The 24,625-nt window shown below is 68.8% G+C and carries 22 protein-coding genes; 14 read left to right on the top strand and 8 right to left on the bottom strand.

The window, feature by feature from the left end:
• The first annotated feature begins 75 nt into the window (after positions 1-75).
• The 3 genes from AC07OC_RS17710 to mtgA all read left to right on the top strand — a co-directional run bounded on the left by AC07OC_RS17710 (position 76) and on the right by mtgA (position 2,669).
• The gene (locus AC07OC_RS17710; protein ID WP_218296082.1) at positions 76-936 is read left to right on the top strand and encodes a TonB family protein; all 861 of its coding nucleotides are present in this window, start codon (positions 76-78) and stop codon (positions 934-936) included.
• 120 nt (positions 937-1,056) lie between these two features.
• Positions 1,057-1,905, top strand: coding sequence for a shikimate dehydrogenase (aroE, locus tag AC07OC_RS17705; RefSeq protein ID WP_218339701.1), 849 nt, complete (start codon positions 1,057-1,059; stop codon positions 1,903-1,905).
• A gap of 29 nt (positions 1,906-1,934) precedes the next feature.
• Positions 1,935-2,669 carry a monofunctional biosynthetic peptidoglycan transglycosylase gene (gene mtgA, locus AC07OC_RS17700; protein ID WP_218296084.1) on the top strand — a complete coding sequence of 245 codons (735 nt, stop codon included), beginning with the start codon at positions 1,935-1,937 and terminating at the stop codon, positions 2,667-2,669.
• Between the two features lie 67 nt (positions 2,670-2,736).
• Here mtgA and AC07OC_RS17695 read toward each other — a convergent pair whose 3' ends face one another.
• A complete protein-coding gene (locus tag AC07OC_RS17695) occupies positions 2,737-4,173 on the bottom strand; it encodes a cytochrome P450 (protein WP_494601852.1) in 1,437 nt (478 codons plus the stop codon).
• Between the two features lie 76 nt (positions 4,174-4,249).
• Here AC07OC_RS17695 and AC07OC_RS17690 point away from each other — a divergent pair, with 76 nt between their 5' ends.
• From AC07OC_RS17690 to ruvC, 4 genes are all read left to right on the top strand, one after another.
• The gene (locus AC07OC_RS17690; protein WP_255594768.1) at positions 4,250-5,161 is read left to right on the top strand and encodes a helix-turn-helix domain-containing protein; all 912 of its coding nucleotides are present in this window, start codon (positions 4,250-4,252) and stop codon (positions 5,159-5,161) included.
• Between the two features lie 55 nt (positions 5,162-5,216).
• On the top strand, positions 5,217-5,978 hold the full coding sequence (locus tag AC07OC_RS17685; RefSeq protein ID WP_218339704.1) for a lysophospholipid acyltransferase family protein: 762 nt from the start codon (positions 5,217-5,219) through the stop codon (positions 5,976-5,978).
• 61 nt (positions 5,979-6,039) lie between these two features.
• Complete coding sequence (locus AC07OC_RS17680) at positions 6,040-7,032, top strand: phosphatidate cytidylyltransferase (protein ID WP_218296088.1); 993 nt, start codon at positions 6,040-6,042, stop codon at positions 7,030-7,032.
• Between the two features lie 61 nt (positions 7,033-7,093).
• Complete coding sequence (gene ruvC, locus AC07OC_RS17675) at positions 7,094-7,642, top strand: crossover junction endodeoxyribonuclease RuvC (protein WP_218296089.1); 549 nt, start codon at positions 7,094-7,096, stop codon at positions 7,640-7,642.
• A gap of 139 nt (positions 7,643-7,781) precedes the next feature.
• On the opposite strand, the gene AC07OC_RS17670 is transcribed toward ruvC, so the two are convergent.
• Positions 7,782-8,534, bottom strand: coding sequence for a M48 family metallopeptidase (locus AC07OC_RS17670; protein ID WP_218296090.1), 753 nt, complete (start codon positions 8,532-8,534; stop codon positions 7,782-7,784).
• Positions 8,535-8,875: 341 nt separating this feature from the next.
• Positions 8,876-9,361, bottom strand: coding sequence for a CZB domain-containing protein (locus AC07OC_RS17665; protein ID WP_218339706.1), 486 nt, complete (start codon positions 9,359-9,361; stop codon positions 8,876-8,878).
• Positions 9,362-9,560: 199 nt separating this feature from the next.
• On the opposite strand from AC07OC_RS17665, the gene AC07OC_RS17660 reads away from it, so the two are divergent.
• Positions 9,561-10,595: an LLM class flavin-dependent oxidoreductase gene (locus AC07OC_RS17660; RefSeq protein ID WP_218296092.1), complete on the top strand. Its 1,035-nt coding sequence runs from the start codon at positions 9,561-9,563 to the stop codon at positions 10,593-10,595.
• Between the two features lie 30 nt (positions 10,596-10,625).
• Here the strand turns inward: AC07OC_RS17660 and AC07OC_RS17655 are convergent, their stop codons facing one another.
• The gene (locus AC07OC_RS17655; protein WP_492244577.1) at positions 10,626-11,375 is read right to left on the bottom strand and encodes an SDR family NAD(P)-dependent oxidoreductase; all 750 of its coding nucleotides are present in this window, start codon (positions 11,373-11,375) and stop codon (positions 10,626-10,628) included.
• A 233-nt stretch (positions 11,376-11,608) separates the two neighbouring features.
• Between AC07OC_RS17655 and gspF the strand changes: the two genes are divergently transcribed.
• The 3 genes from gspF (at position 11,609) to AC07OC_RS17640 (ending at position 14,322) form a co-directional block, all read left to right on the top strand.
• Positions 11,609-12,841: a type II secretion system inner membrane protein GspF gene (gene gspF / locus AC07OC_RS17650; protein WP_218296094.1), complete on the top strand. Its 1,233-nt coding sequence runs from the start codon at positions 11,609-11,611 to the stop codon at positions 12,839-12,841.
• Positions 12,842-12,845: 4 nt separating this feature from the next.
• Positions 12,846-13,778, top strand: coding sequence for a 5'-nucleotidase (locus AC07OC_RS17645; protein ID WP_218339710.1), 933 nt, complete (start codon positions 12,846-12,848; stop codon positions 13,776-13,778).
• Positions 13,779-13,932: 154 nt separating this feature from the next.
• The gene (locus tag AC07OC_RS17640) at positions 13,933-14,322 is read left to right on the top strand and encodes an EF-hand domain-containing protein (RefSeq protein ID WP_255591038.1); all 390 of its coding nucleotides are present in this window, start codon (positions 13,933-13,935) and stop codon (positions 14,320-14,322) included.
• 299 nt (positions 14,323-14,621) lie between these two features.
• Here AC07OC_RS17640 and AC07OC_RS17635 read toward each other — a convergent pair whose 3' ends face one another.
• The 3 genes from AC07OC_RS17635 to AC07OC_RS17625 all read right to left on the bottom strand — a co-directional run bounded on the left by AC07OC_RS17635 (position 14,622) and on the right by AC07OC_RS17625 (position 18,212).
• Positions 14,622-15,053: a hypothetical protein gene (locus tag AC07OC_RS17635; protein WP_218296096.1), complete on the bottom strand. Its 432-nt coding sequence runs from the start codon at positions 15,051-15,053 to the stop codon at positions 14,622-14,624.
• A 334-nt stretch (positions 15,054-15,387) separates the two neighbouring features.
• Positions 15,388-15,885, bottom strand: coding sequence for a cyanophycin metabolism-associated DUF1854 family protein (locus tag AC07OC_RS17630; RefSeq protein WP_218296097.1), 498 nt, complete (start codon positions 15,883-15,885; stop codon positions 15,388-15,390).
• Positions 15,886-15,905: 20 nt separating this feature from the next.
• Positions 15,906-18,212: a cyanophycin metabolism-associated ABC transporter gene (locus AC07OC_RS17625; protein ID WP_494601848.1), complete on the bottom strand. Its 2,307-nt coding sequence runs from the start codon at positions 18,210-18,212 to the stop codon at positions 15,906-15,908.
• Positions 18,213-18,441: 229 nt separating this feature from the next.
• On the opposite strand from AC07OC_RS17625, the gene AC07OC_RS17620 reads away from it, so the two are divergent.
• From AC07OC_RS17620 to AC07OC_RS17610, 3 genes are all read left to right on the top strand, one after another.
• Positions 18,442-20,646, top strand: a complete 2,205-nt coding sequence (locus tag AC07OC_RS17620; RefSeq protein WP_218296099.1) for a cyanophycin synthetase — start codon at positions 18,442-18,444, stop codon at positions 20,644-20,646.
• Between the two features lie 75 nt (positions 20,647-20,721).
• Positions 20,722-23,298, top strand: a complete 2,577-nt coding sequence (gene cphA, locus AC07OC_RS17615) for a cyanophycin synthetase (RefSeq protein WP_218296100.1) — start codon at positions 20,722-20,724, stop codon at positions 23,296-23,298.
• Between the two features lie 41 nt (positions 23,299-23,339).
• On the top strand, positions 23,340-23,807 hold the full coding sequence (locus AC07OC_RS17610; RefSeq protein WP_255591068.1) for a CreA family protein: 468 nt from the start codon (positions 23,340-23,342) through the stop codon (positions 23,805-23,807).
• A 142-nt stretch (positions 23,808-23,949) separates the two neighbouring features.
• Here the strand turns inward: AC07OC_RS17610 and AC07OC_RS17605 are convergent, their stop codons facing one another.
• Entirely contained in the window at positions 23,950-24,609 is a 660-nt protein-coding gene (locus AC07OC_RS17605) for a DsbA family oxidoreductase (protein ID WP_494601846.1), read from the bottom strand.
• Positions 24,610-24,625 lie beyond the last annotated feature (16 nt).

Below are 24,625 nucleotides of genomic sequence, written 5' to 3'. Positions count from 1 at the left end.
GGCCCCCACGCTCCCCGGCCCCGTCTGGCCGCGGCCCCCCGAGGGGGCCGCGTTGGATTCGGGGGCATCCCTGAAATGAAACTGCCCGCCTTCCTTCGCACCTTCAGCACGCTGCAGCTGGCGCTGGGCGTGTCCATCGCCGTGCACGCCGCGCTGATCTCGGTGCGCTTCATCGACCCCGAAGGTTTCAACCGCGTGTTCCAGGACACGCCGCTCGAAGTCATCCTGGTCAACGCCAAGTCCAACGAACGCCCCGACAAGGCCCAGGCCATCGCCCAGACCAACCTGGCGGGCGGCGGCGATGCCGACAAGGGCCGCGCCACCAGCCCCCTGCCGTATTCGGCGCTCACGGCCATTGGCGACGATTTCGAGGAAGCGCAGCGCAAGATGGATGCGATGCAGGAGCAGCAGGCGCAGCTGCTGGCCCAGCTGCGCAAGCAGCTGGCCACCCTGCCCGAGCCCGACCCGCGCAAGCCCAGCCAGAGCGCCGAGCAGGCCAACGAGCAGGAAAAGCGGCGCCAGCTCGTCAAGCTGCTGGCCGAGATCGAAAAGCGCATCAACGAAGAAAACTCGCGCCCCAAGAAGCGCTACATCAGCCCCGCCACGCGTGAGGAAGCCTACGCCGCCTACTACGACACGCTGCGCCGCAAGGTGGAAGACAAGGGCACCGAGAACTTCCCCGAACAGGGCGGGCGCAAGCTGTACGGCGAGCTCACGATGATCGTCACCGTCAACCACGACGGCCGCGTGCTGGAGACCGAGGTGGTGCAAGGCTCGGGCAACACCACACTCGACCGGCGCGCCGAGGCCATTGCCCGCGCCGCAGGGCCCTTTGGCGCCTTTGGCACCGACATGCGCAAGAAGGCCGACCAGATCGCCATGGTGGCGCGCTTCAAGTTCACGCGGGACCAAACCCTGGAAACCAGTGTTCGGTAACCCCCCTGAGTCGCCTGCGGCGCCTTCCCCCCAGGGCGACGCCGCCAGCCGCCTGGCAAAGCCAGTTCCGCGGCAGCCCCGGCCTGACCCCGCTCCCTGCATGCAGCCCTTGTTGTTCCCATGACACCTTCGCCTCTCGCCCCCGACCTGTACTGCGTGATGGGCAACCCGGTGGCGCACAGCCGCTCGCCCGCCATCCACGCCCGCTTCGCCGAACTGACGGGCGAGCACATCGCCTACGAGCGCCGCCTGGTGCCCATGGATGGTTTTGCGCAGGGCGTGCGCGACTTCGCGGCCCAGGGCGGGCGCGGCTGCAATGTCACCGTGCCTTTCAAGACCGAGGCGCCCGGTCTCGCCACCGAATGCAGCGAACGCGTGCAACTGGCCGGTGCGGCCAACACCCTGACCTTCCGCGCCGACGGCGGCATCTATGCCGACAACACCGACGGCCTGGGCCTGGTGGCCGACATCACGCGCAACGCGGGCATCTCGCTGGCGGGGCGCGATGTGCTGCTGGTGGGCGCCGGTGGCGCCGCTGCGGGCGTGCTGGGCCCACTGCTGCGGGCCGGTGCGCGCCACATCACCGTGGCCAACCGCACGCTGGCCAAGGCACAGGCCCTGGTGCAATCGCACAGCGCACTGGCCTCACTACAAAAATCGGAGCTACTAGCGCTTACCCCACAAGCACTAGATGCCAATTTTGATGTCATCATCAACGCCACGGCCAGCAGCCTTGCCGGTGCCGAGGTGCCGGTGCCCGCCCACGTGCTGCGCCCGGGCTGCCTGGCCTACGACATGATGTATGGCCCCGCAGCGCAGGGTTTTCTGGAATGGGCCCGGCGCCACGGCGCCGTGCCGCGCGACGGCCTGGGCATGCTGGTGGAGCAGGCCGCCGAAGCGTTCCTGCTGTGGCGCGGCGTGCGCCCGCCCTCGGCGCAGGTGCTGGCCGAACTCCAATCCGCCCTCTGACTGAACCCACGGAACAAGGACACGCTGCGATGAAAGCCGTGCTGCGCTGGCTGGGACTGGTGGTGCTCGCCTTCGTGGCGCTGCAGCTGTTCTTCGTGGTCCGCATCGCGGCCATGGTGGCCATCGACCCGGAATCCACCAGCTTCCAGCGCTCCGAGGCCTGGGCGCAGCTGTCCAGCACGGGCCAGGTGCGCTGGCGCCAGCAATGGGTGCCCTACGCGAGCATCTCGGACTCGCTCAAGCGCGCCGTGATCGCGTCGGAAGACGATGGCTTCGTGAGCCACGACGGCGTGGACTGGACGGCCATCGAGAAGGCCTGGGAGCGCAACGCCAAGGCCGAGGCCCAGGCCAGCAAGGCGCAGGCCCGCGCCCCCGACCGCCCCGTGCGCGCCCCGAAGATCCGGGGCGGCTCGACCATCACGCAGCAACTGGCCAAGAACCTGCTGCTCTCGGGCGAGCGCACGCTGCTGCGCAAGGGCCAGGAGTTCGTGCTGACGCTGCTGCTGGAGCAACTGCTCTCCAAGCAGCGCATCCTGGAGATCTACCTCAACAGCGTGGAGTGGGGCGAAGGCGTGTTCGGCGCCGAGGCGGCCGCGCAGCACTACTTTCGCAAGAGCGCCAGCAAACTCACCGCCGGCGAGGCCGCGCGCCTGGCGGTGATGCTCCCGGCCCCCAAGCGCTTCGAGAAAACACCCGGGTCCGCGTATCTGGCGGGCCGGTCGCGGACGATTCTGGCGCGCATGGGCAGCGCGGAGCTGCCGTGACGGGGCGGGCCCTGCGCCACCGCAGGGCCTGGGGGCACCTGGCCCTGCACCCGACCGGGCGGCGCGCCTAGCGCCGCCGCGCCAGCCGCACCATCACCGGCCCGTCAGGCCGCAAGGTCACGTGCAGCCTCGGCGCGCACGCGGGCGCCCCACCCGGCAACCGCAGCTGATAGCGCTGCAGCAGCATGGCCGCGAGCAGCGTCATCTCCAGCATCGCGAAGTGCTGGCCAATGCACACGCGCGGGCCCACGCCGAACGGTATCCATGCACCCTTGGGGATGGCCGGGGCATCGTCCAGAAAACGCTCGGGCACGAACCGGTCGGCCTGGGCAAACCAGCGTTCATCCCGGTGCAGCACCCAGGGGGTGATGCGCAGCATGGCGCCCTGGGGCACGGCCACGCCCCCCAGCGTGATGGGCGCGGTGGTGCGCCGGGTCATCAGCGCGGCAATCGGCGGGTACAGGCGCAGCGCCTCCTTGAGCGTGGCGGCCAAAAAGGGCAGCCGGGCCAGGTGCTCGGGGCCGGGCGTCTGGCCCGGGGGCAGCACGCTGTCCACCTCGGCCTGCGCGCGCTGCGCGGCCTCGGGGTGTTCGGTCATCAGGCGGCTCCACCACAGCAGCGTGGTGGCGCTGGTTTCGTGCCCGGCCTGGAAGCTGACCATGCACTGGTCGAAGACCTCCTGCGGCGACAGCGGCTCGCCCGTGGATTCGTCGCGCAGCGCCAGCAGCATGTGCAGCAGGTCGATGCGCGGCGGAGCGCCCGCCGGGCCGCCCTCTTCCCGCCTGCGCGCATCGATGTGGCGCTGCACCAGCCCCCGGAGCGCCTTGAGCGCACGCCGCTTGGCGGACTTGCCGGGCAGGGGCAGCCAGTCGGGCAGCGTGAAGGGCATGAACATTTCGCGGAACGCCGTCTCCGACAGCGTCTGCGTGGCCCAGGCGGCGTCGCGCGCATCGGCCTTTGCCGACTCGCTGAATAGCGTGCGCAGGATCACGTCCATCGCCACGCCGGTCCACAGTGTGTCCATGGGCACCAGCGCCTCGGCCTGGCCGGCGGGCACGGCGGCATCGAGCGCGCTGCGGGCGGCATCGGTCATCAGTTGCGCGTAGCCCGCCACGCGCCTGGGGCTGAACGCGGGCATCAGCATGCGGCGCTGGCGCTGCCAGGTGTCGCCCTCGGTGACCAGCACGCTCTGGCCGAACACCTGCTCGAACACGGCAATGCCGCGCTCCCAGCGGATCAGCTGGTCGGCATGGGTGACCAGCGCCTCGCGCACCAGTTCGGGCGACATGAGGTCCCATGCATCCTCATGCACCAGGCGCATGCGGGTGAGGTCGCCATGGCGGCGCTGCAGCCGCACGACAAAGCCCAGGTAGTCGGCGCGCATGTCGCGCAGCAGGGGCAGCCCCCACCAGCGGCTGGCAGGGCCGCCAGGCCGTGCGGCCTGGACGGCGGCGGCGAGGGGTATCGGAGCGGTAGCGGCGGGAGTGGTGGTCGTGGTGTTCATGCCGTGCATGGTGCAATGCAGCAGCCGCCGGGTATTGAACGAATTCGACATCGCCCCTGGCCTACACTCGCGCCCCATGGCAACCCTGGTCCCACCTTCCGCACGGCATCCACAGGGGCTGATCCCCTCGGGCCAGCTGTGGCTGCCGCGCGCCAGCCTGTCGGCCTGCCTGCGCGGTGCCATGGTGCGCAGCACGCTGGGCTACGCGCTCCGTGACGAGCAACGCATCAACCGCTTTCCGGCCACGCCCCTGTGCAGCCTGAGCTGGTGGTTTGAGGGTCGCAGCGAATGCCTGGTGCCCGAGCGCCCCGACACCATGCCCGGCCTGCACAGCCCGCGCGAGGCCTACCCCGGTCGCTGGGTGCTGACGGGCCCGCACACTCGGCCCAGCACCAGCTATTGCGCCCATCCCACCCACGCCATGATGGTGATGTTCATGCCCGATGCGCTGCACCAGCTCATCGGCCTGGAGCCCGAGACGCTGACCGACCGCATGGTGGACGCGCAAACCGTGCTGCCGCCCGACTGGATCGCGATGTGCGAAGCCGTGCAGCACCAGCCCGACGACGCGGCCCGCATGGCGTGCCTGGAAGCATTTCTGGAGCCCCGCTGGCAAGCCTGCCGCCCCGCGCAAGCGCTGCAGGCGCAGCGCTATGGCGACTGGGCCATGCACCTCGCGCAACGCGCCGCCGTGTCGGCCCCAGGCCGCAGCCTGCGCCAGCTGGAGCGCCGCATCAAGCGCTGGGCAGGGCTGCCGCTGCGCGAGCTGCGCGGCTTCGGCAAGGCCGAGCAGGCGTTCTTCGACACCATCGCGGCCGAGGCTGTCCACGGCACGGTGAAATGGGCCGATGTGGCGGCGGGCGCTGGTTTCTCGGACCAGTCGCACCTGTGCCGCGTCACCCGGCGCGTCACCGGCTACGCACCGCAGGCACTGTATGACGGCATCTACGGCGACGAAGCGTTCTGGGCGTACCGCATCTGGGTGTAGGTGCAGCGGGGGTGGCCGCCCGCCCGCAGGGCGCACGCCACGTATCATCCCCGCCATGCTTGCCAAGTTGATGAGTCTTTTTCTGCTGGGGATCGTGCGGTTTCTCACCGGCTCCCAGGCCCGCTGGTATGGCTGCCCGCCCAAGGCCGAACAGCGTATCTACTTCGCCAACCACCAGAGCCATGCCGACATGGTGCTGATCTGGGCCGCGCTGCCCGAGGAGCTGCGCAGCATCACCCGCCCCATCGCGGCCAAGGACTACTGGACCAAGACGCCCTTGCGGCAATGGATCACCACGGCCGTGTTCAACGCCGTCTATGTGGACCGGCAGGCCACGCCCGCGCGGCCGACCGCGGCCGTGGCGGCGGAGCCCGGGGGGGCGCCCGCGGCCCCGGCCGATGCCGACACCGCCATGGCCGGCGGCCCCGACCCCTCGCCCGAAGCCCCGCCCCGCCCGCCCAGCCCCGAGGCGCTACGCGCCGCGCTGCCCGAGTCGGACCCGCTGGCGCCGCTGGTGCGCGCGCTGGAGAGCGGCGACTCCATCGTGATCTTCCCCGAGGGCACGCGCGGCCATGGCGACGAACCGCAGCCGTTCAAGTCGGGCCTGTTCAAGCTGGCGCAGATGTTCCCGCAGGTGGTGCTGGTGCCCGCCTGGATCAACAACGTGCAGCGCGTGATGCCCAAGGGCGAAGTGGTGCCCGTGCCCATCCTGTGTTCCGTGACCTTTGGCGCACCCGTCCAGCTCGAAGCGGGTGAAGAACGCCGTCCGTTCCTGGACCGCGCACGCCGCGCCGTGATCGCGCTGCGGGAAGTCTGACCATGACGATCCCCAAGCCCCTGCCCTCGCCTATCGCCGCGCCCCCGGGGGCGGCACGGACATGAACAACTTCCTGCGCAACCTCACCGCCACCCAGCAGATCGGGGCCCTGTTCCTGGTCGTGTTCGGCATCCTGTCCATCGTCACCGTCTGGGCCTTCGTGCGCAACCTGCGCGAGCACGCGGGCGACGATCCCGAATCCGAGGCGCGCGCGCTGGAGGCCAAGCGCTTCTGGGGCCTGCTCAAGACCTCGTGGATGATGGCCACCGTGTTCTGGGTGGGCTGGGTGCTGGGCGACACCGTGGCCACCGTGCTCTTCGCGATCGTGGGTTTTTTCGCGCTGCGCGAGTTCATCACGCTCTCGCCCACGCGCCGGGGCGACCACCGCAGCCTGGTGCTGGCCTTCTTCGTGGTGCTGCCGCTGCAGTTCTGGATCGTGGGCAGCAAGCACTTCGACCTGTTCACGGTGTTCATCCCCGTCTACGTGTTCCTGGCCCTGCCCGTGGTGAGCGCGCTGGCCAACGACCCGCAGCGCTTCCTGGAGCGCAACGCCAAGCTGCAGTGGGGCATCATGGTCTGCGTGTACGGCATGAGCCATGTGCCCGCGCTGCTGCTGCTCGACTTTCCGGGCTACCGCGACAAGGGCGCTTTCCTGGTGTTCTTCCTCGTCTTCGTGGTGCAGACCTGCATGGTGGTGCAGCATCTCCTGGGCCGGCGCTTTCCGCACAAGCCCGTGGCGCCGCAGGTCAGCCAGAGCTTCCAGTGGGCGAGCTGGCTGGCGGGCGTGGGCGTGGGCGGGCTGGTGGGCACGCTGCTCACCTTCATCACGCCCTTCAAGCCCGGGCAGGCGCTGGGCATGGCGCTGCTGGCCTGCGTGGCGGGCAGCCTGGGGCACCTGGTGATGAAGGCGCTCAAGCGCGACCGTGGCATCACGAGCTGGGGCATGCAGGGCATGTCCGTCACCGGCGCGGGCGGCCTGCTCGACCGGGTGGACGCCCTGTGCTTCGCGGCGCCGGTGTTCTTCCATTCGGTGCGCTGGTACTTCGGCCTCTGACAATAAAATCGGCCGCCAGCGCCTTACCAATAAGCGCCGGTAGCTATCAAATAAATAGCAAATGCGCATTCTCGGCATCGACCCCGGCCTGCAGACCACCGGCTTCGGCGTGGTGGACATGGACGGCCACCAGCTCAGCTACGTGGCCAGCGGCACCATCCGCACCACCACGCTGGCGCTGGGTGACCTGCCCGGGCGCCTGAAGATCCTGTTCGACGGCATCACCGAAGTGGCCGCGCGCTACGAGCCCGATGTGGCCTCGGTCGAGATCGTGTTCGTCAACGTCAATCCGCAGTCCACCCTGCTGCTGGGCCAGGCGCGCGGCGCCTGCATCACGGCCCTGGTGGCCAGCAACCTGCCCGTGGCCGAATACACCGCGCTGCAGATGAAAAAGGCCGTGGTCGGCCATGGCCGCGCGGCCAAGAGCCAGGTGCAGGAGATGGTGCGCCGCCTGCTGCGCCTGCCCGGCCTGCCGGGCACCGATGCGGCCGACGGCCTGGGCATGGCCATCACCCACGCGCATGCCGGTGCGGCCATGGGGCGGCTGGGGGAAGCGGCCACGCTCAACCGGCGCCAGCATGCGATGTACAAGGGCGGGCGCAGCTACTGACCCCCGGGCGCCCGCAAGACGGCGCCCCGCTGCGGCTTCGCCCGGCCACCCGCCGGAATGCCGGCGTGCCACAGGCAAAAAAATACCGCGCCCGAAGGCGCGGTATAGCCCCACCAGGGTTTCTGCGGCAATGACAGGGTCAGGCCACCTGCGTCTTGAGCCGGTCGGCACGCTCCTTGGGCGAGGGGTGCGTGGACAGGAAGCTGGTGGAATCCCCGCCCGACATGGCGGCGAGCTTTTCCAGGGCCGTCACGCAGGCCGCGGGCTGGTAGCGCTTGGCCTTCATGAAGCCCATGGCGTAGTCATCGGCCTCGCGCTCATTGCCTTGCGAGTGCTGGGCGCGTACCACCTTCTCGAACAGGTCACCCAGCTGCGAGCTGGCGATGGCGCCGGCCTTGCCGTTGCTCGACGCCACGGCGTTGCGCAGCGCGCTGGTGCGCAGGGCGGTCTGGATGCGGGCCTTGGTGTGGCCGGCCTTGACGTGGCCGATCTCGTGGCCGATCACGTAGCGCACCTCGTCGTCGGTGAACTTGTCCATGAGGCCCGAATACACGCGGATCGTGCCGTTGGCCATGGCGAAGGCGTTGATCTCGGGCGTGAGGTAGACCTTGAAATTCATCTTGAGGCCGTCGTGCGTGCCCAGGCCCGAGGTGAGTTTGGTGAGGCGGGTCGCGTAGGGGTTGCCTGCCGGGGCCACCTTGTTCTGGCGGTCCATCTCGGCGGACATCTGGTCGAACGTGCTCTTGAGTTCCTCGTCCGACAGGCTCTCGGACTTGGCCAGGTCCTTGCCCGCATCCAGCATCTTGCCCAAGTCGAACTGCGCCCACACGGGCGATACTGCGCTCACGCCGGAAGCCAGGGTCACAAGCGTCAACAATTTACGGCGGTCCATCGGGGTTCCCTCTCTGACGTCAGTCAGTTGATTGATCTTGGTCTGATTGTTTTTTTGCGCAACCAACCGCAAGCAGTGGTGGGCGCGCGCCGAAGGATAGCCACGCCAGTGCCGTTTCCGGCCCCTGGCGATGTCTGCAGATGTAAGAACTGTGTGCCGATGCTGGCGGCGGGCGCGGCGGCGCTGATGGCCGCAGCCATTGCCGTGCCAGAACAGCCGGGAATGTGAAAAAAACGCTCCAGGCGCTTACTGGTCAATCACATCACGCTGCACAAAACATAGCATTCGACGGTATTGGTCAGCCGCTGTGCCGCGCCCAGTCATGCGGCTGCCCCCGGGATTCAGCGCCCCAGGCCCCGCTTGAGCTCCTTGAGCAGCAGCAGCACCTGGTTGGATGCGTGGCGGCAGCTTCCGTTGAGCAGCTGCACGGCCTTTTGCTGCTCCCCCGCCTGGAACAGGGTCACGACATCGGCCGCCTGCTGGTGGAAGTATTTGTGCCGCGCCACCAGCATGTCGAACGCCGGAAAGTGCCCCAACCGCACGCGCCCCGTGCCGTAGAGCCAGCGGCCCAGGTCGCAGCGGTCGTCCTGGCAGATGCGGTCGGGCCGCATGACCTCCTGCGAGCGGCCATTGATCATGTCCTGCAGCTGCAGGCGCCAGCGCTCGTGGCTGGCGATGGCCGCGTCGATGTCGATCTCGGTCATCAGCATGGAGGCGTATTCGGCGTCCAGCACCAGCTCGCTGCCGTTGTCTTCCATGGCCCAGGTGGTGTCGGGGCTGGCAGGGTCTTGCTCCCGGATCTTGAACAGGCGGCTGAAAAAACCCATGCTTGGTCCCAGTAAAGGCCTCGTGCGGGAAACCGGAAATCGTCCCGGCAGAAATGCCTTGAAACATTTTGTGGGTGCGGCGCATTTTTGGCTACCAAAAAATCGCCTCTCCGCGCACGCGGCCCAGGGCAACCCTTCAGCCGCTGCCAGCTCTGGCACCCGGCCTGCACGAATGTGGTGGCCGCCGGACAATGCACCCATGACTTCCACCGCCACCCGCCCCGCCCTGTCCATGCTCGACCTGGTCGCCGTCCGCGAAGGCGGCACCGTCGCCGACGCGCTGCAGATTGCCCTGCGCACCGCGCAGCACGCCGAAAAACTGGGCTTTGCCCGCTACTGGCTGGCGGAGCACCACAACATGGCGGGCATCGCCAGCTCGGCCACCGCCGTGCTGGTGGGGCACATCGCGGGGGGCACCTCGCGCATCCGCGTGGGCTCGGGCGGCGTCATGCTGCCCAACCACGCGCCGCTGGTGGTGGCCGAGGCCTTCGGCACCCTGGCCGAGCTGTACCCCGGTCGCATCGACCTGGGCCTGGGCCGCGCGCCGGGCACCGACCCCACCACCATGCGCGCATTGCGCCGCAGCCGGGTGGAGACGGCCGACGACTTTCCGCAGGACGTGGCCGAGCTGCAGCGCCTGCTGGCACCGGCAGAACCCAACCAGCGCCTGATCGCGATGCCCGGCGCAGGCACCAATGTGCCCATCTGGCTGCTGGGCTCCAGCCTGTTCTCGGCGCAACTGGCGGCGGAGCGCGGCCTGCCCTATGCCTTTGCCTCGCACTTCGCGCCGCGCCTGCTGCACCAGGCCATCGACCTGTACCGCAACCTGTACCGCCCGTCCGCCGCCTGGCCCAAGCCCTATGTGGCGATCGGGGTGCCCCTGATTGCAGCGCCCACGGACGAGGAAGCGGAGTTCCTGGCCAGCAGCACCTACCAGCGGGTGCTGGGCATCCTGACGGGCGACCGCCGCCGCCTGCTGCCACCCATCGAAAACTACGCCGCGCGCCTGCAGCCGCAGGAACGTGCGGCCATCGGAGACTTTCTGGCCGCCGCCGTCATCGGCGGGCCTGACACCGTGCGAGCGGGCCTGGAGCAACTGAGCGAGGCCACGGGCGCGGATGAGCTCATGCTGGTGAGCGACGTGTACGACCCGGCGCTGCGGCTGCGCTCGCTGGACATCGCGGCGCAGGCCCACGGCACCCTGCGGGCCACAGGCCTGCCTCTGCCAGCCTGAATCACCACACACCCCCCTGTCGCCCAGGCTTCACCGCGCCAGATATCCGCCATCCACCGGGTAATACGCCCCGGTCACAAATGACGCCTTGGCGGATGCCAGCCAAGCCACCAGCTCGGCCACCTCTTCGGGCTGCCCCAGGCGGCCGATGGGGTGCGCGCCCACCAGCATGGCATTGACGCCTGCGTCCTGCTCCAGACCGCTGATCATCGGCGTGTGGATAAAGGCGGGCCCCACGGCATTGATGCGCACGCCATGGGCACCGTACTCAATGGCTGCCGCCTTGGTCAACCCCACCACACCGTGTTTGGCGGCCGTATAGGCCGGCGCCGTGGCAAACCCCACGGAGCCCAGGATGGACGCCATGTTGATGATGGCGCCACCGCCATTCTTGAGCATGGCCGCGATCTGGTACTTCATGCCGTAGAACACGCCCGACAGGTTGATGTTGATGACCTGCGCCCAGCCCTCCAGCGGATAGTCGGCCGTGGGTGCCTGCGGGCCGCCGATGCCAGCGTTGTTGCAGGCAACGTCCAGACGGCCATAGTGGGCAACCGTGCGGTTGACCAGCGTTTCGCAGTCTGCGGGCTTGCCCACGTCGGCGGCCACAAAAATGGCGTCGCCGCCCGCCGCACGCACCAGCGCAGCCGTTTCCTCGCCCGCCGGCACGTTCACATCCGACGCCACGACCTTGGCGCCTTCGCGCGCCCACACGAGCGCAATGGCACGCCCGATGCCCGACGATGCCCCCGTGACCAACGCCACCTTGTTCTTCAGCATGAAAGACTCCTGGTTCGTTCAGAACACCTGCAACCCGATGCCACAGGTCCGTTTTTTTCATTCTGCGCGCCCGGGGTGCCGGCGCCTTGACCTGGATCACGCCTCCGACAGCAGGACCCACGGCGCGGCAAGTGGCCTCGGGTAGCGGCTACCATCTCGGACTGCAGGGCATTTCTGCCTCCACCCACCGTTGTGTGATTTCCTGACGCCCACGCCTTACCGCCCACGCCCGCATGCCCGCTTTTTCCTTTGAAGCCCTGGACGCCCAGGGCCAGACCCGCAAGGGCCTCATGGAGGCCGACACCGCCAAGGCGGCGCGCAGCCTGCTGCGGGCCCAGGCCCTGGTGCCGCTGGCCGTGGAACTGGTGCAGACCGGACAGTCGCTGGACGGGAGCGCCGCCAGCCTCGGCCAGCGGCTGTTCACCCGGCCGGTGTTCGGTGCCACCGCGCTGGCCATCTGGACGCGCCAGATCGCCGGGCTGGTGTCGTCCGGGCTGCCGCTCGAACGCGCCCTCACCGCCTTGTCGGAAGAGGCCGACGACGAGCGCCAGCGCCACCTGGTGGCCGCGCTGCGCGCCGAGGTGAATGCCGGCGCCACGTTCGCCCGCGCGCTGTCGCAGCACCCGCGCGAGTTCTCGGACATCTACTGCGCCGTGATCGGCGCGGGCGAACACAGCGGCAACCTGGGCCTGGTGCTGGAGCGCCTGGCCGACGACCTGGAAGAGCGCCAGGCGCTCAAGGCCAAGCTGGTGGGCGCTGCGCTGTACCCGGCCATCGTGACCATCGTGGCCATCGTGATCGTGCTCTTCCTCGTCGGCTACGTGGTGCCCCAGGTGGCCAGCGTGTTCGCGGGCACCAAGCGGGCGCTGCCGTTCCTCACGGTGGCCATGCTGGGTATCAGCGCTTTTGTGCGCAGCTATGGCTTGATGGTGCTGATTGCTTTTGTCTTGATGGTTTTTGGCGCACGCTGGGCACTGACCATTGGGCATATCCGTGAAAAATTCGATGCCGCCTGGCTCAACCTGCCCCTCGTGGGCAAGCTGGCGCGCGGCTACAACGCGGCGCGCTTTGCCGGCACGCTGGCCATGCTGGCGGGCGCGGGCGTGCCCATCCTGAAAGCCTTGCAGGCCGCCGCCGAAACCCTGAACAACCGCGCGCTGCGCGCCGACGCGCTGGACGCGCTGGTGCTGGTGCGCGAAGGCGCGCCCCTGGCCTCGGCGCTGGCGCAGAAAAAGCGTTTTCCCGGCCTGCTGTCGATGTTCGCGCGCCTGGGCGAGCAGACCGGGCAGTTGCCGGTGATGCTGCAGCGCGCCGCACGGCAGCTTTCCACCGAGGTGCAGCGCCGCGCGATGGCGCTGGCCACCATCCTGGAGCCTTTGCTCATCGTCGGCATGGGCATGATCGTGATGCTGATCGTGCTGGCCGTGTTACTGCCCATCATCCAGCTGAATCAGTTTGTGAAGTGACTTTATGGCCGTGACCCTGGACGACAAGCTGGTGGTGGCGATCTCCTCGCGCGCGCTGTTCAACTTCGAGGAAGAAAACCGCGTCTTCGAACACGAGAGCGATGACCGCGCCTACGTGGAGCTGCAGCGCCAGCGCCTGGATGTGCCCGCCGCGCCCGGCGTGGCGTTTTCCCTGGTGCGCAAGCTGCTCGCGTTCAACACCTCCGAGCACCAGCGGGTGGAGGTGGTGCTGCTCTCGCGCAATGACCCGGTCAGTGGCATGCGCGTGTTCCGCTCATGCAATGCCCATGGCCTGCCGACCATCCAGCGCGGCGTGTTCACCCAGGGGCGCGACCCGTTCCGCTACCTGCGGCCGCTGGGCGCGCACCTGTTCCTGTCGGCGAATGAGGCCGATGTGCGCGAGGCCCTGCACCTGGGCTACCCCGCCGCGCGGGTGGTCACCGAGTCGGTGCGGGCCGGCGACGCGAACCCGCAGGAAGTGCGCATTGCCTTTGACGGCGACGCCGTGCTGTTCTCCGACGAGGCCGAGCGGGTATACCAGGCCGAGGGCCTGGCCGCGTTCCAGCAGCACGAGACCGACAAGGCGGCCCTGCCCCTGCCCGACGGCCCCTTCAAGCCCCTGCTCGCGGCGCTGCACCGGCTGCAATCCGCCGGAGAATCCGGCGGCGCCACCGGCATGCGCATCCGCACGGCCCTGGTCACGGCGCGCAGCGCACCCGCGCACGAACGCGCGATCCGCACGCTGATGGACTGGAACATCGACGTGGACGAAGCCATGTTCCTGGGCGGCCTGCCCAAGGGCGAGTTCCTGCGCGAGTTCGAGCCGGACTTCTTCTTCGACGACCAGACGGGCCATGTGACGTCGGCAGCGCGCCATGTGCCCGCGGGACATGTGAACAGCGGCATCTCCAACCCCCTGCGTGCCGGGGGCGGCTGAGGCAGGGGGTGGCGATGGTCCGGGCTCTTGCCGCGAAAAGTTCTGCAAAGTCCTGCAACGCCGGGGGAAAGCCTGCAAAGCCCCGGTTGCAATCCGCCGGCGGCCCACCAACTGTGCCAACATCGTCCCCCGAACCCCACTGAAGGAAGATGTGTTGCGCAAGAGAATTTCCCTGGCCGCCTGCCTGATGGGCGCCGTGCTGGCCACCATGGGCTCCGCCGCGCTGGCCCAGGCCCCTGCCGCACCGCCGCCAGAGCCTGCGGCGAGCGCGCCCGCCGAGCCCGGCACGGGGCAGACCAAGGGCGAGATCAAGGCCATGCGCGATTTCAAGATGCTGGACTTCAACGGCGACGGCAAGCTCAGCCGCACCGAGGTCAAGCTCTTTCCCCGCCTGGCGGCCGCGTTTGACGAGGCGGACACGGACGGCGACGGCTATGTGTCGTACGAAGAGGTTCGCGTCTTCGCCGCCAGATACCGCGCGGAGCGGGACCGCAACAAGGCAGCCCAGGCCGCCCGCCAGCCCGCCTCCGGCAGCCAGCCCTGAGCCCGCCCGGGTGGACGGCTGCCCATCCCCTCCCGCAGGCAAGCGCGCCGCGCGGGCAGCCAGATCCTGGTTAAAAAAGGTGTTTTAGGCTTATTGGATAAGCACCTTCAGCTATATTTTCAGGAGCATCACCCCGCAGGCGCCGCTGGGGATGGGAAGCCGATCCGCACAAGGGACGGGCTGCGGGCGGCAGCATTGCGCGCCACCGGCCAAAAAATGCAAAAGAAGCAAGGACCAGCCACTGCGGGCAGCGCGGTACCGGTGCCACCGGCCCAGCACGCAGCGCAGGCGGCGGCGGGCTAGAGGCCGCCCGTGCGCTTGATCTTGGGGTCCGAGTACGTCAGCGGCTCGTTCTTGACCTGCTGGGCCAGGCGCTCCTGCAAGGTCATCCGGTTGATGTCCTGCGCCACTTCCACCGCACTGCCGCTGGCCCGCCACATCGACTGGATGAGCTCCAGCAGCTGCTTGTAGATTGGCTCCTTGGGCGGCTCTGGCGGTTCTTCCACGGTGTCCTTTTTTTTCACCTCGGTCCAGTCCCGGTTCGCCACGTCGGGCGCCGACGGCTTGTCGGGCTCGCGCACGATCGCGCCCTCGCCCATCCGGTCCATGGACTCGACGGGGTTGGATGCGTTGATGGGACGCACCGGTGGCGCGCCAGAGGCGCCAGTGGAATACAAATCAGCGCCCTGAGGACGCCAACTCGGCGATCGATCGACAGGTGGCATTTGCATGGCAATGGCCCGTAGTTGAGATGAATGACAGAGGGTCTTTTGGCCTCTTCGTACATTCATTACGGCAAAAAGAAGGGGAAATTTAGGTCTTTTTCACCGATTGCCCAAAATTAAGGGTTTTCACCTACATTTTCGCGATTTTCAGGCCGCCAAAGGGCCTGATGAATGGCCGGACGCGCGGATTGAACACGCACGCGGTGGCAACCACGCGGGTTGCGTGTTGCTTTTTGGGGTGGAATGCCGCCGGCAGCCGCCAGCGGCGGGCCCGAAACGCCCACCATGGGCTACCGGCGATCCTGTGCGGGAAGGGCCCCGGCATGGCGGGGCTGGCGCGTCAGAGGAAGCGTTCGAGCAGCCGGCGCGAATGCCGGTCCAGCGCGGTGGTGTCCTGGACCCGGAACTGGACCCCGTCCCCGCCCGCGATCAGCAGCCGGGTGCGCCCCCCCAGCCTGCGGATGTCTTCCTCGGCCTTGAGCACCAGCTTGGCGGGTCCGCGATCGGTCTCCACATCCCAGGTGCTGGGGGTCGAAAAGCTCGACACGGCAACGATTTTTTCAATAGTGGGCACAAACTCGCGCACTTCCAGCTCTTCTTCGATGAGCTGGCGCGCGGTGGCCTCCAGCTGGTCGAGCCGGTCGATCCACAGCAGCTCGTGGCCATCCGAACCGATCAAGGAGAGCCCGTGCGCCGGCGCGGCAATGGGGAAGGCCCGCACGGGCGTGATGCCTTCGTGGACGGTGCCATCGGGCAGGGTCAGGACCAGCCGGCCGTGCGGGTTGCGGGCCAGGGTGAATTCAGGCTGCGACACCAGGGTGAAGGTGGTTGTGTTCATGGCGGTTCCCACGGTGGCGGTCACGAATTGCCGGCCGGGTGGGCCGGGTGCAGCAGGCTGCTGTCGATGATGACGCCGGCGGCCTGCGCGTCTTCCTCGGCGCGGCGGGCCTGGGCTTCGTACAGCCGCCAGTAGGCGCCCTGTTTCTCCATGAGTTCGTCGTGGGGGCCCACTTCCACCACCTCGCCGCGGTCCATCACCACCAGGCGGTCGGCCTTGCGCAGGGTGGACAGGCGGTGGGCGATGGCGATGGTGGTGCGGCCCTGCACCAGGTTGTCCAGTGCCTTCTGGATTTCCTTCTCGGTCTCGGTGTCCACGGCCGAGGTGGCCTCGTCGAGGATCAGGATGCGCGGGTCGATCAGCAGCGCACGCGCGATGCTGATGCGCTGGCGCTCACCGCCCGACAGGCCCTGGCCGCGCTCGCCCACCAGCGAGTCGTAGCCGTGCGGCAGGCGCAGGATGAACTCGTGCGCGTGGGCCGCGCGGGCGGCCGCCACGATCTCCTCGCGCGTGGCCTCGGGCTTGCCGTAGGCGATGTTCTCGGCGATGGTGCCGAAGAAAAGGAAGGGCTCCTGCAACACCAGGCCGATGTGGCGCCGGTAGTCGGCCACGGCGAAGCGGCGGATGTCCACGCCATCGACCTGGATGGAGCCGTCGCTCACGTCGTAGAAGCGGCTGATCAGGTTCACCAGGGTGCTCTTGCCCGAACCGCTGTGTCCCACCAGGCCGATCATCTCGCCGGGGCGGATGTCCAGGTCCAGCCCCTTGATCACCGCGCGGCTGCCGTAGCGGAAGCCCACGTTGCGCATGGCGATGGCGCCCTGCACCTTGTCCACCTTCACCGGCTGGGCCGGGTCGGGCACGTTGCTCACGTGGTCCAGGATGTCGAAGATGCGCTTGGCACCGGCCGCCGCCTTCTGCGTGACCGAGACGATGCGGCTCATGGAGTCGAGCCGGCTGTAGAAGCGCCCGATGTAGGCGATGAAGGCCGTGAGCACGCCCACCGTGATCTGGTTGCGCGACACCAGCCAGATGCCGAAGGCCCAGACCACGAGCAGGCCGATTTCGGTGAGCAGCGACACCGTGGGGGTGAACAGCGACCAGGTCTTGTTGAGCTTGTCGTTGACCTCCAGGTTGTGCTGGTTGGCGTCGCGAAAGCGCTGGGCCTCGCGCTTTTCCTGGGCGAAGGCCTTGACCACGCGGATGCCGGGGATGGTGTCGGCCAGCACGTTGGTGACCTCGGACCAGACCCGGTCGATCTTCTCGAAACCGGTGCGCAGGCGGTCGCGCACGGTATGGATCATCCAGGCGATGAAGGGCAGCGGCACCAGGGTGACCAGCGCCAGCCAGGGGTTGATGGAGAACAGGATGGCCGCCGTCATCATGATCATGAGCACATCGGTCACGAAATCCAGGGCATGCAAGGAAAGGAAAACGTTGATGCGGTCTGTCTCCGAGCCGATGCGCGCCATCAGGTCACCGGTGCGCTTGCCCCCGAAATAGTCGAGCGACAGGCGCAGCAGGTGCTCGTAGGTGGTGGTGCGCAGGTCGGCGCCGATGCGCTCGGACACCAGCGCCAGGATGTAGGTGCGCGCCCAGGACAGGCCCCAGGCCGCCAGGGCGGACAGCAGCAGGCCGCTCAGGTACAGCAGCACCAGGCCCGGTTCGATCTGCTTGCCGTTCTGGAACGGGATGAGGATGTCATCCATCAGCGGGATGGTGAGGTACGGCGGCACCAGGGTGGCGGCGGTGGAGGCCAGCGTCAGCCCGAAGCCGGCCGCCAGCTGCTTGCGGTAGGGCCGGGCAAAGCGCCACAGGCGCAGCAGCACCCAGGTGGAGGTCTGGGGCGGCTGGGCGCGGGCACAGGCCGGGCACTCCTCCGTATCGGGGGGCAGCGGCGTGTGGCAGGTGGGACAGGTGGGCTCGTCGGCCTCCTCGGCGGCGTCCGCCCCGCCCCGCGCGCTTTGCTGCTCGAAACGCTGCACCAGGCGCAGTGCCTGGGCATGCTGTGACAGGGTGAAGCGCCACAGGGCCAGGCGCGCCCGCGCATCGTGCAGTTCCAGCGAACCCACGCCCCCGTGGTCCTGCAGGCGCAGGGCCAGGCCGTCGCCCAGGGGCCAGCCGCGCCAGGCGGTGGTACCCGGATCGCAGGCCAGCAGGCGCTCGGACGTCACCACCACCCAGCCCGCCGCGAAACGCAGGGCCGTGCTCAGGTCAACCGGGAGCGCTGCCAGTACGTTCTCTTTGGGAGCGAGCATGGCTCGCAAATCGGCCCCCACGGGGCCGGAAAAGACACCCGAGGCGTCCACAGAATGGTGATGTTGCATTTTTGGTTGGTATTTCCGCCCCCGGCAGCCTGCGGTGACCCATCTCGCGAAAGCGCGAATTCTCCCCCATACTGCGCCCCACGGCGCGGCGGCGTCCCGCTGTAACGTGTGCGGCAGTCATCTGGCTGACACCGCATCCCGGCTCCAGTCTGGCGCACAATCATCGTCCACAAAGTCACCTTTTCCCAGCAAGGCCCGCAAAAGGCCGGAAACACACCCGCTGCAATCCATGGCGAAACTCAACGATATCCAACTGCTTCGCATCAACTACCTGCGCGGCCCCAATATCTGGACCTACCGGCCCGTGCTGGAGGTCTGGCTGGACCTGGGGGAACTGGAGGACCATCCCTCCAACCTCCTCCCCGGCTTCAACGAGCGCCTCACCGCCTGGCTGCCCGCGCTGATCGAGCACCACTGCGGCGTGGGCGAGCGCGGCGGGTTCCTGCAGCGCCTGCAGGAAGGCACCTGGTGCGGCCACGTGCTGGAGCACATCGTGATCGAGCTGCTGAACCTGGCGGGCATGCCCACCGGCTTCGGCCAGACCCGCAGCACCTCGCAGCGCGGCGTGTACCGCATGGTGTTCCGCGCCCGCGACGAGCAGGTGGCACGCATGGCCCTGGCCCAGGGCCATGGCCTGATCATGGCGGCGATCAACGACGAGCCCTTTGACGTGCAGGCCGCCGTGGCCCGCGTGCGCACCGAGGTCGATGACCAGTACCTGGGCCCCAGCACCGCCTGCATCGTGACGGCCGCCACCGACCGGGGCATCCCGCACATCCGCCTGAACGACGGCAACCTCGTGCAGCTGGGCTATGGCGCCAGCCAGCGCCGCATCTGGACGGCCGAGACCGAATTCACCAGCGCCATCGCCGAGGGCATCGCGAGCGACAAGGACCTGACCAAGAGCCTGCTCAAGTCCTGCGGCGTGCCCATTCCCGAAGGCCGCGTGGTCAACAGCCCCGAGGAAGCCTGGGAAGCGGCCGAGGACATCGGCCTGCCCGTGGTGGTCAAGCCCTCCGACGGCAACCACGGCCGGGGCGTGACGCTGGACCTGCGCAAGAAGGAAGACATCGAGGCGGCCTACCACGTGGCCTACCCCGAGGGCAGCGACGTGATGGTCGAGAGCTTCATCCCCGGCGACGAGCACCGCCTGCTGGTGGTGGGCGGCAAGGTGGTGGCCGCGGCGCGCGGCGAGGTGGTCAGCATCACCGGCAACGGGCGCTCCACCGTCAAGGAACTGATCGACACCCAGCTCAACTCCGACCCGCGCCGGGGCTATGAGGAAGAGTACCCGCTCGAAATCATCGACCTGGCGACCGACACCAAGGTGCAGCTCGAGCTCAAGCGCCAGGACCTCGACGCCAGCTCCGTGCCCGCCGCCGGCCGCCAGGTGGTGGTGCAGCGCAACGGCAACGTGGCCGTGGACTGCACCGACGACGTGCACCCCGAGGTGGCCTACATCGCCCAGCTGGCCGCCAAGGTGGTGGGCCTCGACATCGCCGGCATCGACATGGTGGCCAGGGACATTTCCAAGCCCCTGCACGCCCAGGGCGGCGCCATTGTCGAGGTCAATGCGGGCCCGGGCCTGCTGATGCACCTCAAGCCCGCCGTGGGCGCGCCGCGCCCGGTGGGGCAGGCGATCGCGGAACACCTGTTCCCGTCCGAGGACGGCGATGGCCAGGCCGGCCGCATTCCGGTGGTGGGCGTGGCCGGCACGCGCAGCACCTCGACCATCGCACGCGTGGTGGCGTGGCTGCTGCACCTGGGTGGGCACCACACGGGCCTGGCCTGCCGCGAAGGCCTGTTCCTGGACCGCCGCTGCGTCGAGACCACGGACTGCGCCCACTGGGAAGCCGCCCACCGCCTGCTCATGAACCAGATGGTGCAGGCCGCCGTGATCGAAAGCGACGCGCGCACCATCCTGCGCGACGGCCTCGCCTACGACCGCTGCCAGGTGGGCGTGGTCACCGACATGGACGGCGTGGAAACGCTGGCCGAATTCGACGTGCACGAGCAGGACCAGATGACCAAGGTGATGCGCACCCAGGTCGACGTGGTGCTGGCCGAGGGCGCCGCCGTGCTGAACGCGGCCATCCCCCAGGTGGCAGACCTCGCCCCGCTGTCGGATGGCGCCGTGGTGCTGTACGCCCAGGACGCCACGCTGCCCGTGATCGTGGAGCACCGCGCCACGGACAACGGCCGCGCCGTGGTCGTGAAGAACGGCCGCGTGGTGCTGGCCACCGGCAGCGCCGAGCACGTGCTGGGCTCGCTGTCGGACCTCACCTTCGGGCGCAACGCCGTGGTGCCGGACACCGATGCCCTGCTGGCCGCCATCGGCGCGGCGTGGGCGCTCAACATCGCCCCCGACCTGATCGGCGCGGGCATCAAGACCTTCGAGCCCGACCTGCCGGCGCCGGTGGGCCTGCCTTCCTGATCCGCCCGTAGAGAACCGAACGCCCGCGACTTGAACGGGGCCCGCGAGCCCCGAACGATTACTGAAAGAGACCCCATGGATGTATCCCGCACCCGGGCCCTGCGCGGCCCCAACCTCTGGAGCCGCCACATGGCCATCGAGGCCGTGGTTGCCTGCACCGAAGCCGAACGCGCCGTTGGCCAGATGCCCGGATTCGAAGCGCGGCTGCGGGCCCTGTTCCCCGCCATCGGCGTCCTTCATGCCGAAGGGAGCACCGACATTTCCCTGGCGCACGTGCTGCAGACGGCCGCGCTGAACCTGCAGGCCCAGGCCGGCTGCCCCGTGACCTTCGCGCGCACCACCGCCACCACCGACGCGGGCGTGTACCAGGTCGTGGTCGAGTACAGCGAAGAGGCCGTGGGCCGCCAGGCGTTCGAAGACGCCCAGCAGCTCATCCAGGCCGCGCTCGGCCACGGCGGCTTCGATGCCGACGCGGTGATCGCCAAGCTGCGCGAGCTCGACGAAGACGAGCGCCTGGGCCCGAGCACCGGCTCCATCGTGGATGCGGCCGTGGCGCGCGGCATCCCCTACCGGCGCCTCACGCGCGGCAGCCTGGTGCAGTTCGGCTGGGGCTCCAAGCAGCGCCGCATCCAGGCCGCCGAGGTCGACTCGACCAGCGCCGTGGCCGAATCCATCGGCCAGGACAAGGACCTGACCAAGCGCCTGCTGCATGCGGCCGGCGTGCCGGTGCCGCTGGGCAAGCCGGTCGAGACGCTCGACGAGGCCTGGGAAGTGGCCCAGAAGGTGGGCCTGCCCGTGGTCGTGAAGCCGCAGGACGGCAACCAGGGCAAGGGCGTGACGGTGAACATCACCGACCGCGCGCAGCTCGAGGAAGCCTTCCGCACCGCAGCCGAATACGGCACGGTGATGGTCGAGCGCTTCCTGCCAGGCCACGATTTCCGCCTGCTCGTGGTGGGCGACCAGCTCGTGGCCGCCGCGCGCCGCGAGCCGCCCCAGGTGCTGGGCGACGGCCAGCACACGGTGCGCGAACTGGTCCACCAGGTCAACCTGGACCCGCGCCGTGGCGAAGGCCACGCGACCTCGCTCACCAAGATCCGCCTGGATGACATCGCCGTGGCCCGCCTGGCCATGCAGGGCCTGACGCCCGACTCGGTGCCGCCCAAGGGCCAGCGCGTCATCCTGCGCAACAACGCCAACCTGTCCACCGGCGGCACCGCCACCGACGTGACCGACGACGTGCACCCCGAGGTCGCCGCGCGCGCCGTGGCCGCGGCGCAGATGGTGGGCCTGCACATCTGCGGCGTCGACATGGTGGCCGAAACCGTGCTGCGCCCGCTCGAAGAACAGGGCGGCGGTTTCGTCGAGGTGAATGCCGCCCCCGGCCTGCGCATGCACCTGGCACCCAGCTACGGCAAGCCGCGCAACGTGGGCCAGGCCATGGTGGACAAGCTGTACGCCCATGGCGACGACGGCCGCATTCCGGTCGTGGCGGTCACGGGCACCAATGGCAAGACCACCACGGCGCGCCTGATCGCCCACCTGTTCACGGCCCAGGGCCTGCGCGTGGGCATGACCAACACCGACGGCGTGTACGTGAACGGCCGCCAGATCGACAGCGGCGACTGCAGCGGCCCCAAGAGCGCGCGCAACGTGCTGCTGCACCCCGAGGTGGACGCGGCCGTGTTCGAGACGGCGCGCGGCGGCATCCTGCGCGAAGGCCTGGGCTTCGATCGCTGCCAGGTGGCCGTGGTCACCAACATCGGCGCGGGCGACCACCTGGGCCTGAACTACATCACCACGGTGGAAGACCTCGCCGTGCTCAAGCGCGTGATCGTGCAGAACGTGGCCACCACGGGCTATGGCGTGCTCAACGCCGCCGACCCCATCGTGGCGGCCATGGCGCCCGCCTGCCCCGGCAAGATCATCTTCTTTGCGAGCGACCGCCACCACCCCGTGATGGCCACGCACCGCGCGCAGGGCCACCGCACCGTGTACGTGGACGGCGACTCCATCGTGGCCTCGGAAGGCTCGTGGCGCGAGACCATCCACCTGCGCGACGTGCCCATCACGCGCAACGGCAAGATCGGCTTCCAGGTCGAGAACGTCATGGCCTCCGTGGCCGCCGCCTGGGGCGTGGGCATGCCCTGGCAGACCATCCGCCGCGGCCTGTCGGGCTTCGTGAACGACAGCGACAACGCGCCCGGCCGCTTCAACATCATGGACTACCGGGGCGCCACCGTGATCGCCGACTACGGCCACAACCCCGACGCCATGCGCGCCCTGGTGGGTGCCGTGGACGCTCTGCCCGCCAAGCGCCGCAGCGTGGTCATCAGCGGCGCGGGCGACCGCCGCGACGAGGACATCCGCGACCAGACCGTGATCCTGGGTGCCGCGTTCGACGACGTGATCCTGTACCAGGACGCCGCGCAGCGCGGCCGTGCCGACGGCGAAGTGATGGCCCTGCTGCGCGAAGGCCTGGTGGGCGCATCGCGCACCACGCACGTGGAAGAGATCCGCGGCGAATTCATCGCCATCGACGCCGCCCTGGCGCGCCTGCAGCCCGGCGACCTGTGCCTGGTGCTGGTGGACCAGGTGGAAGAAGCGCTGGCCCATCTGGCACAGCGCTGCGCCGACGCCGGGGCCACGGCGTGACGAAATCATCCACCGGCCTGCGCCGTGCCCGCCGCTGGGCCATGGCGGCGGCGGGCGCGCTGGCCGTGGTGCTGCCGGCGCTGGCGGCCACGGGCGAGAAGATCGGCACGGTGGACACCGCCTTCCAGTGGCTGGGCCGCGACCACGACATCATCGTGGAGGCCTACGACGACCCCGGCGTGCAGGGCGTGACCTGCTACGTCTCGCGCGCGCGCACCGGCGGCATCAAGGGATCGCTGGGCCTGGCCGAGGACCGGGCCGAGGCCTCCATCGCCTGCCGCCAGGTCGGGCCCATCAGCTTTCCGGAGCCGCTCAAGAAGCAGGAAGAAGTCTTCAGCGAACGCATGTCCATCCTGTTCAAGCGCCTGCGCATCGTGCGCATGGTGGACGCCCCGCGCAACACGCTGGTGTACCTGACGTATTCAGAAAAGCTGGTGGACGGCTCCCCTCAGAACAGCGTGACCGCCGTGCCCGTGGACCGCGCCACGGCCATCCCGCTGCGCAAGTGACACGCAGTCACCGTCCGTCGCCGTAGCGGGACGTACGTCACCACCAACAGAAAAGGGGCCTTGAGCCCCTTTTCTGTTGATAAAAACAGCCTCTACCGCTTGACTGGCAAGCGCGAACAGCTATTAATCCAATAGCATCACCTCATCCAGCCTGCTGCGCCGCAATCTGCCGCAGCGCCTGCTCGAACACCTCCACCGGCTGGCCGCCCTGGATCAGGTGCCGCTCGTTGATGATGATCGCCGGCACCGAATGGATGCCGCTTTGCAGGTACAACTGCTCCCGCTCGCGCACCTCGTCCGTGAAGCGATCAGATGCGAGCAGCGCACGCGCCTCGGCCACGTCCAGCCCCACCTCGCCCGCCACACGCGCCAGCACCTCGTGGTTGCTCGGGTCCTGCCCGTCGGTGAAGTAGGCCTTGAACAGCGCCTTCTTCAGCGCGGGCTGCACGCCCTTCTCTTCGGCCCAGTGCAGCAGCCGGTGCGCATCGAAGGTGTTGTAGATGCGGCTGCGCTTGTCCATGCTGAAGGTAAAGCCCAGCTCCGTGCCGCGCGCCGCGATGGCCTCGCGGTTCTTCTGGCTCTGCGCGGGCGTCGCGCCGTACTTTTCTTGCAGGTGCTCGCCGATGTCCTGCCCCTCCGGGCCCATCTGCGGGTTCAGCTCGAACGGCTGAAAGTGCAGGTCCAGCGCCACCTCGTCCTTGAGGCGGTCCGCCGCCTGCTCCAGCGACCGCAGGCCGATGATGCACCAGGGGCAGGAGACATCGGAGACGAAATCGATCTTGAGGGTGGTGGGGTTGGGCATGGGAGGGCCTTGGGAA

Source organism: Acidovorax sp. GW821-FHT10E04 (assembly GCF_059415185.1).
Note: the sequence above shows the minus strand (reverse complement) of the source record. Positions and strands in the feature narration are given on the sequence as shown.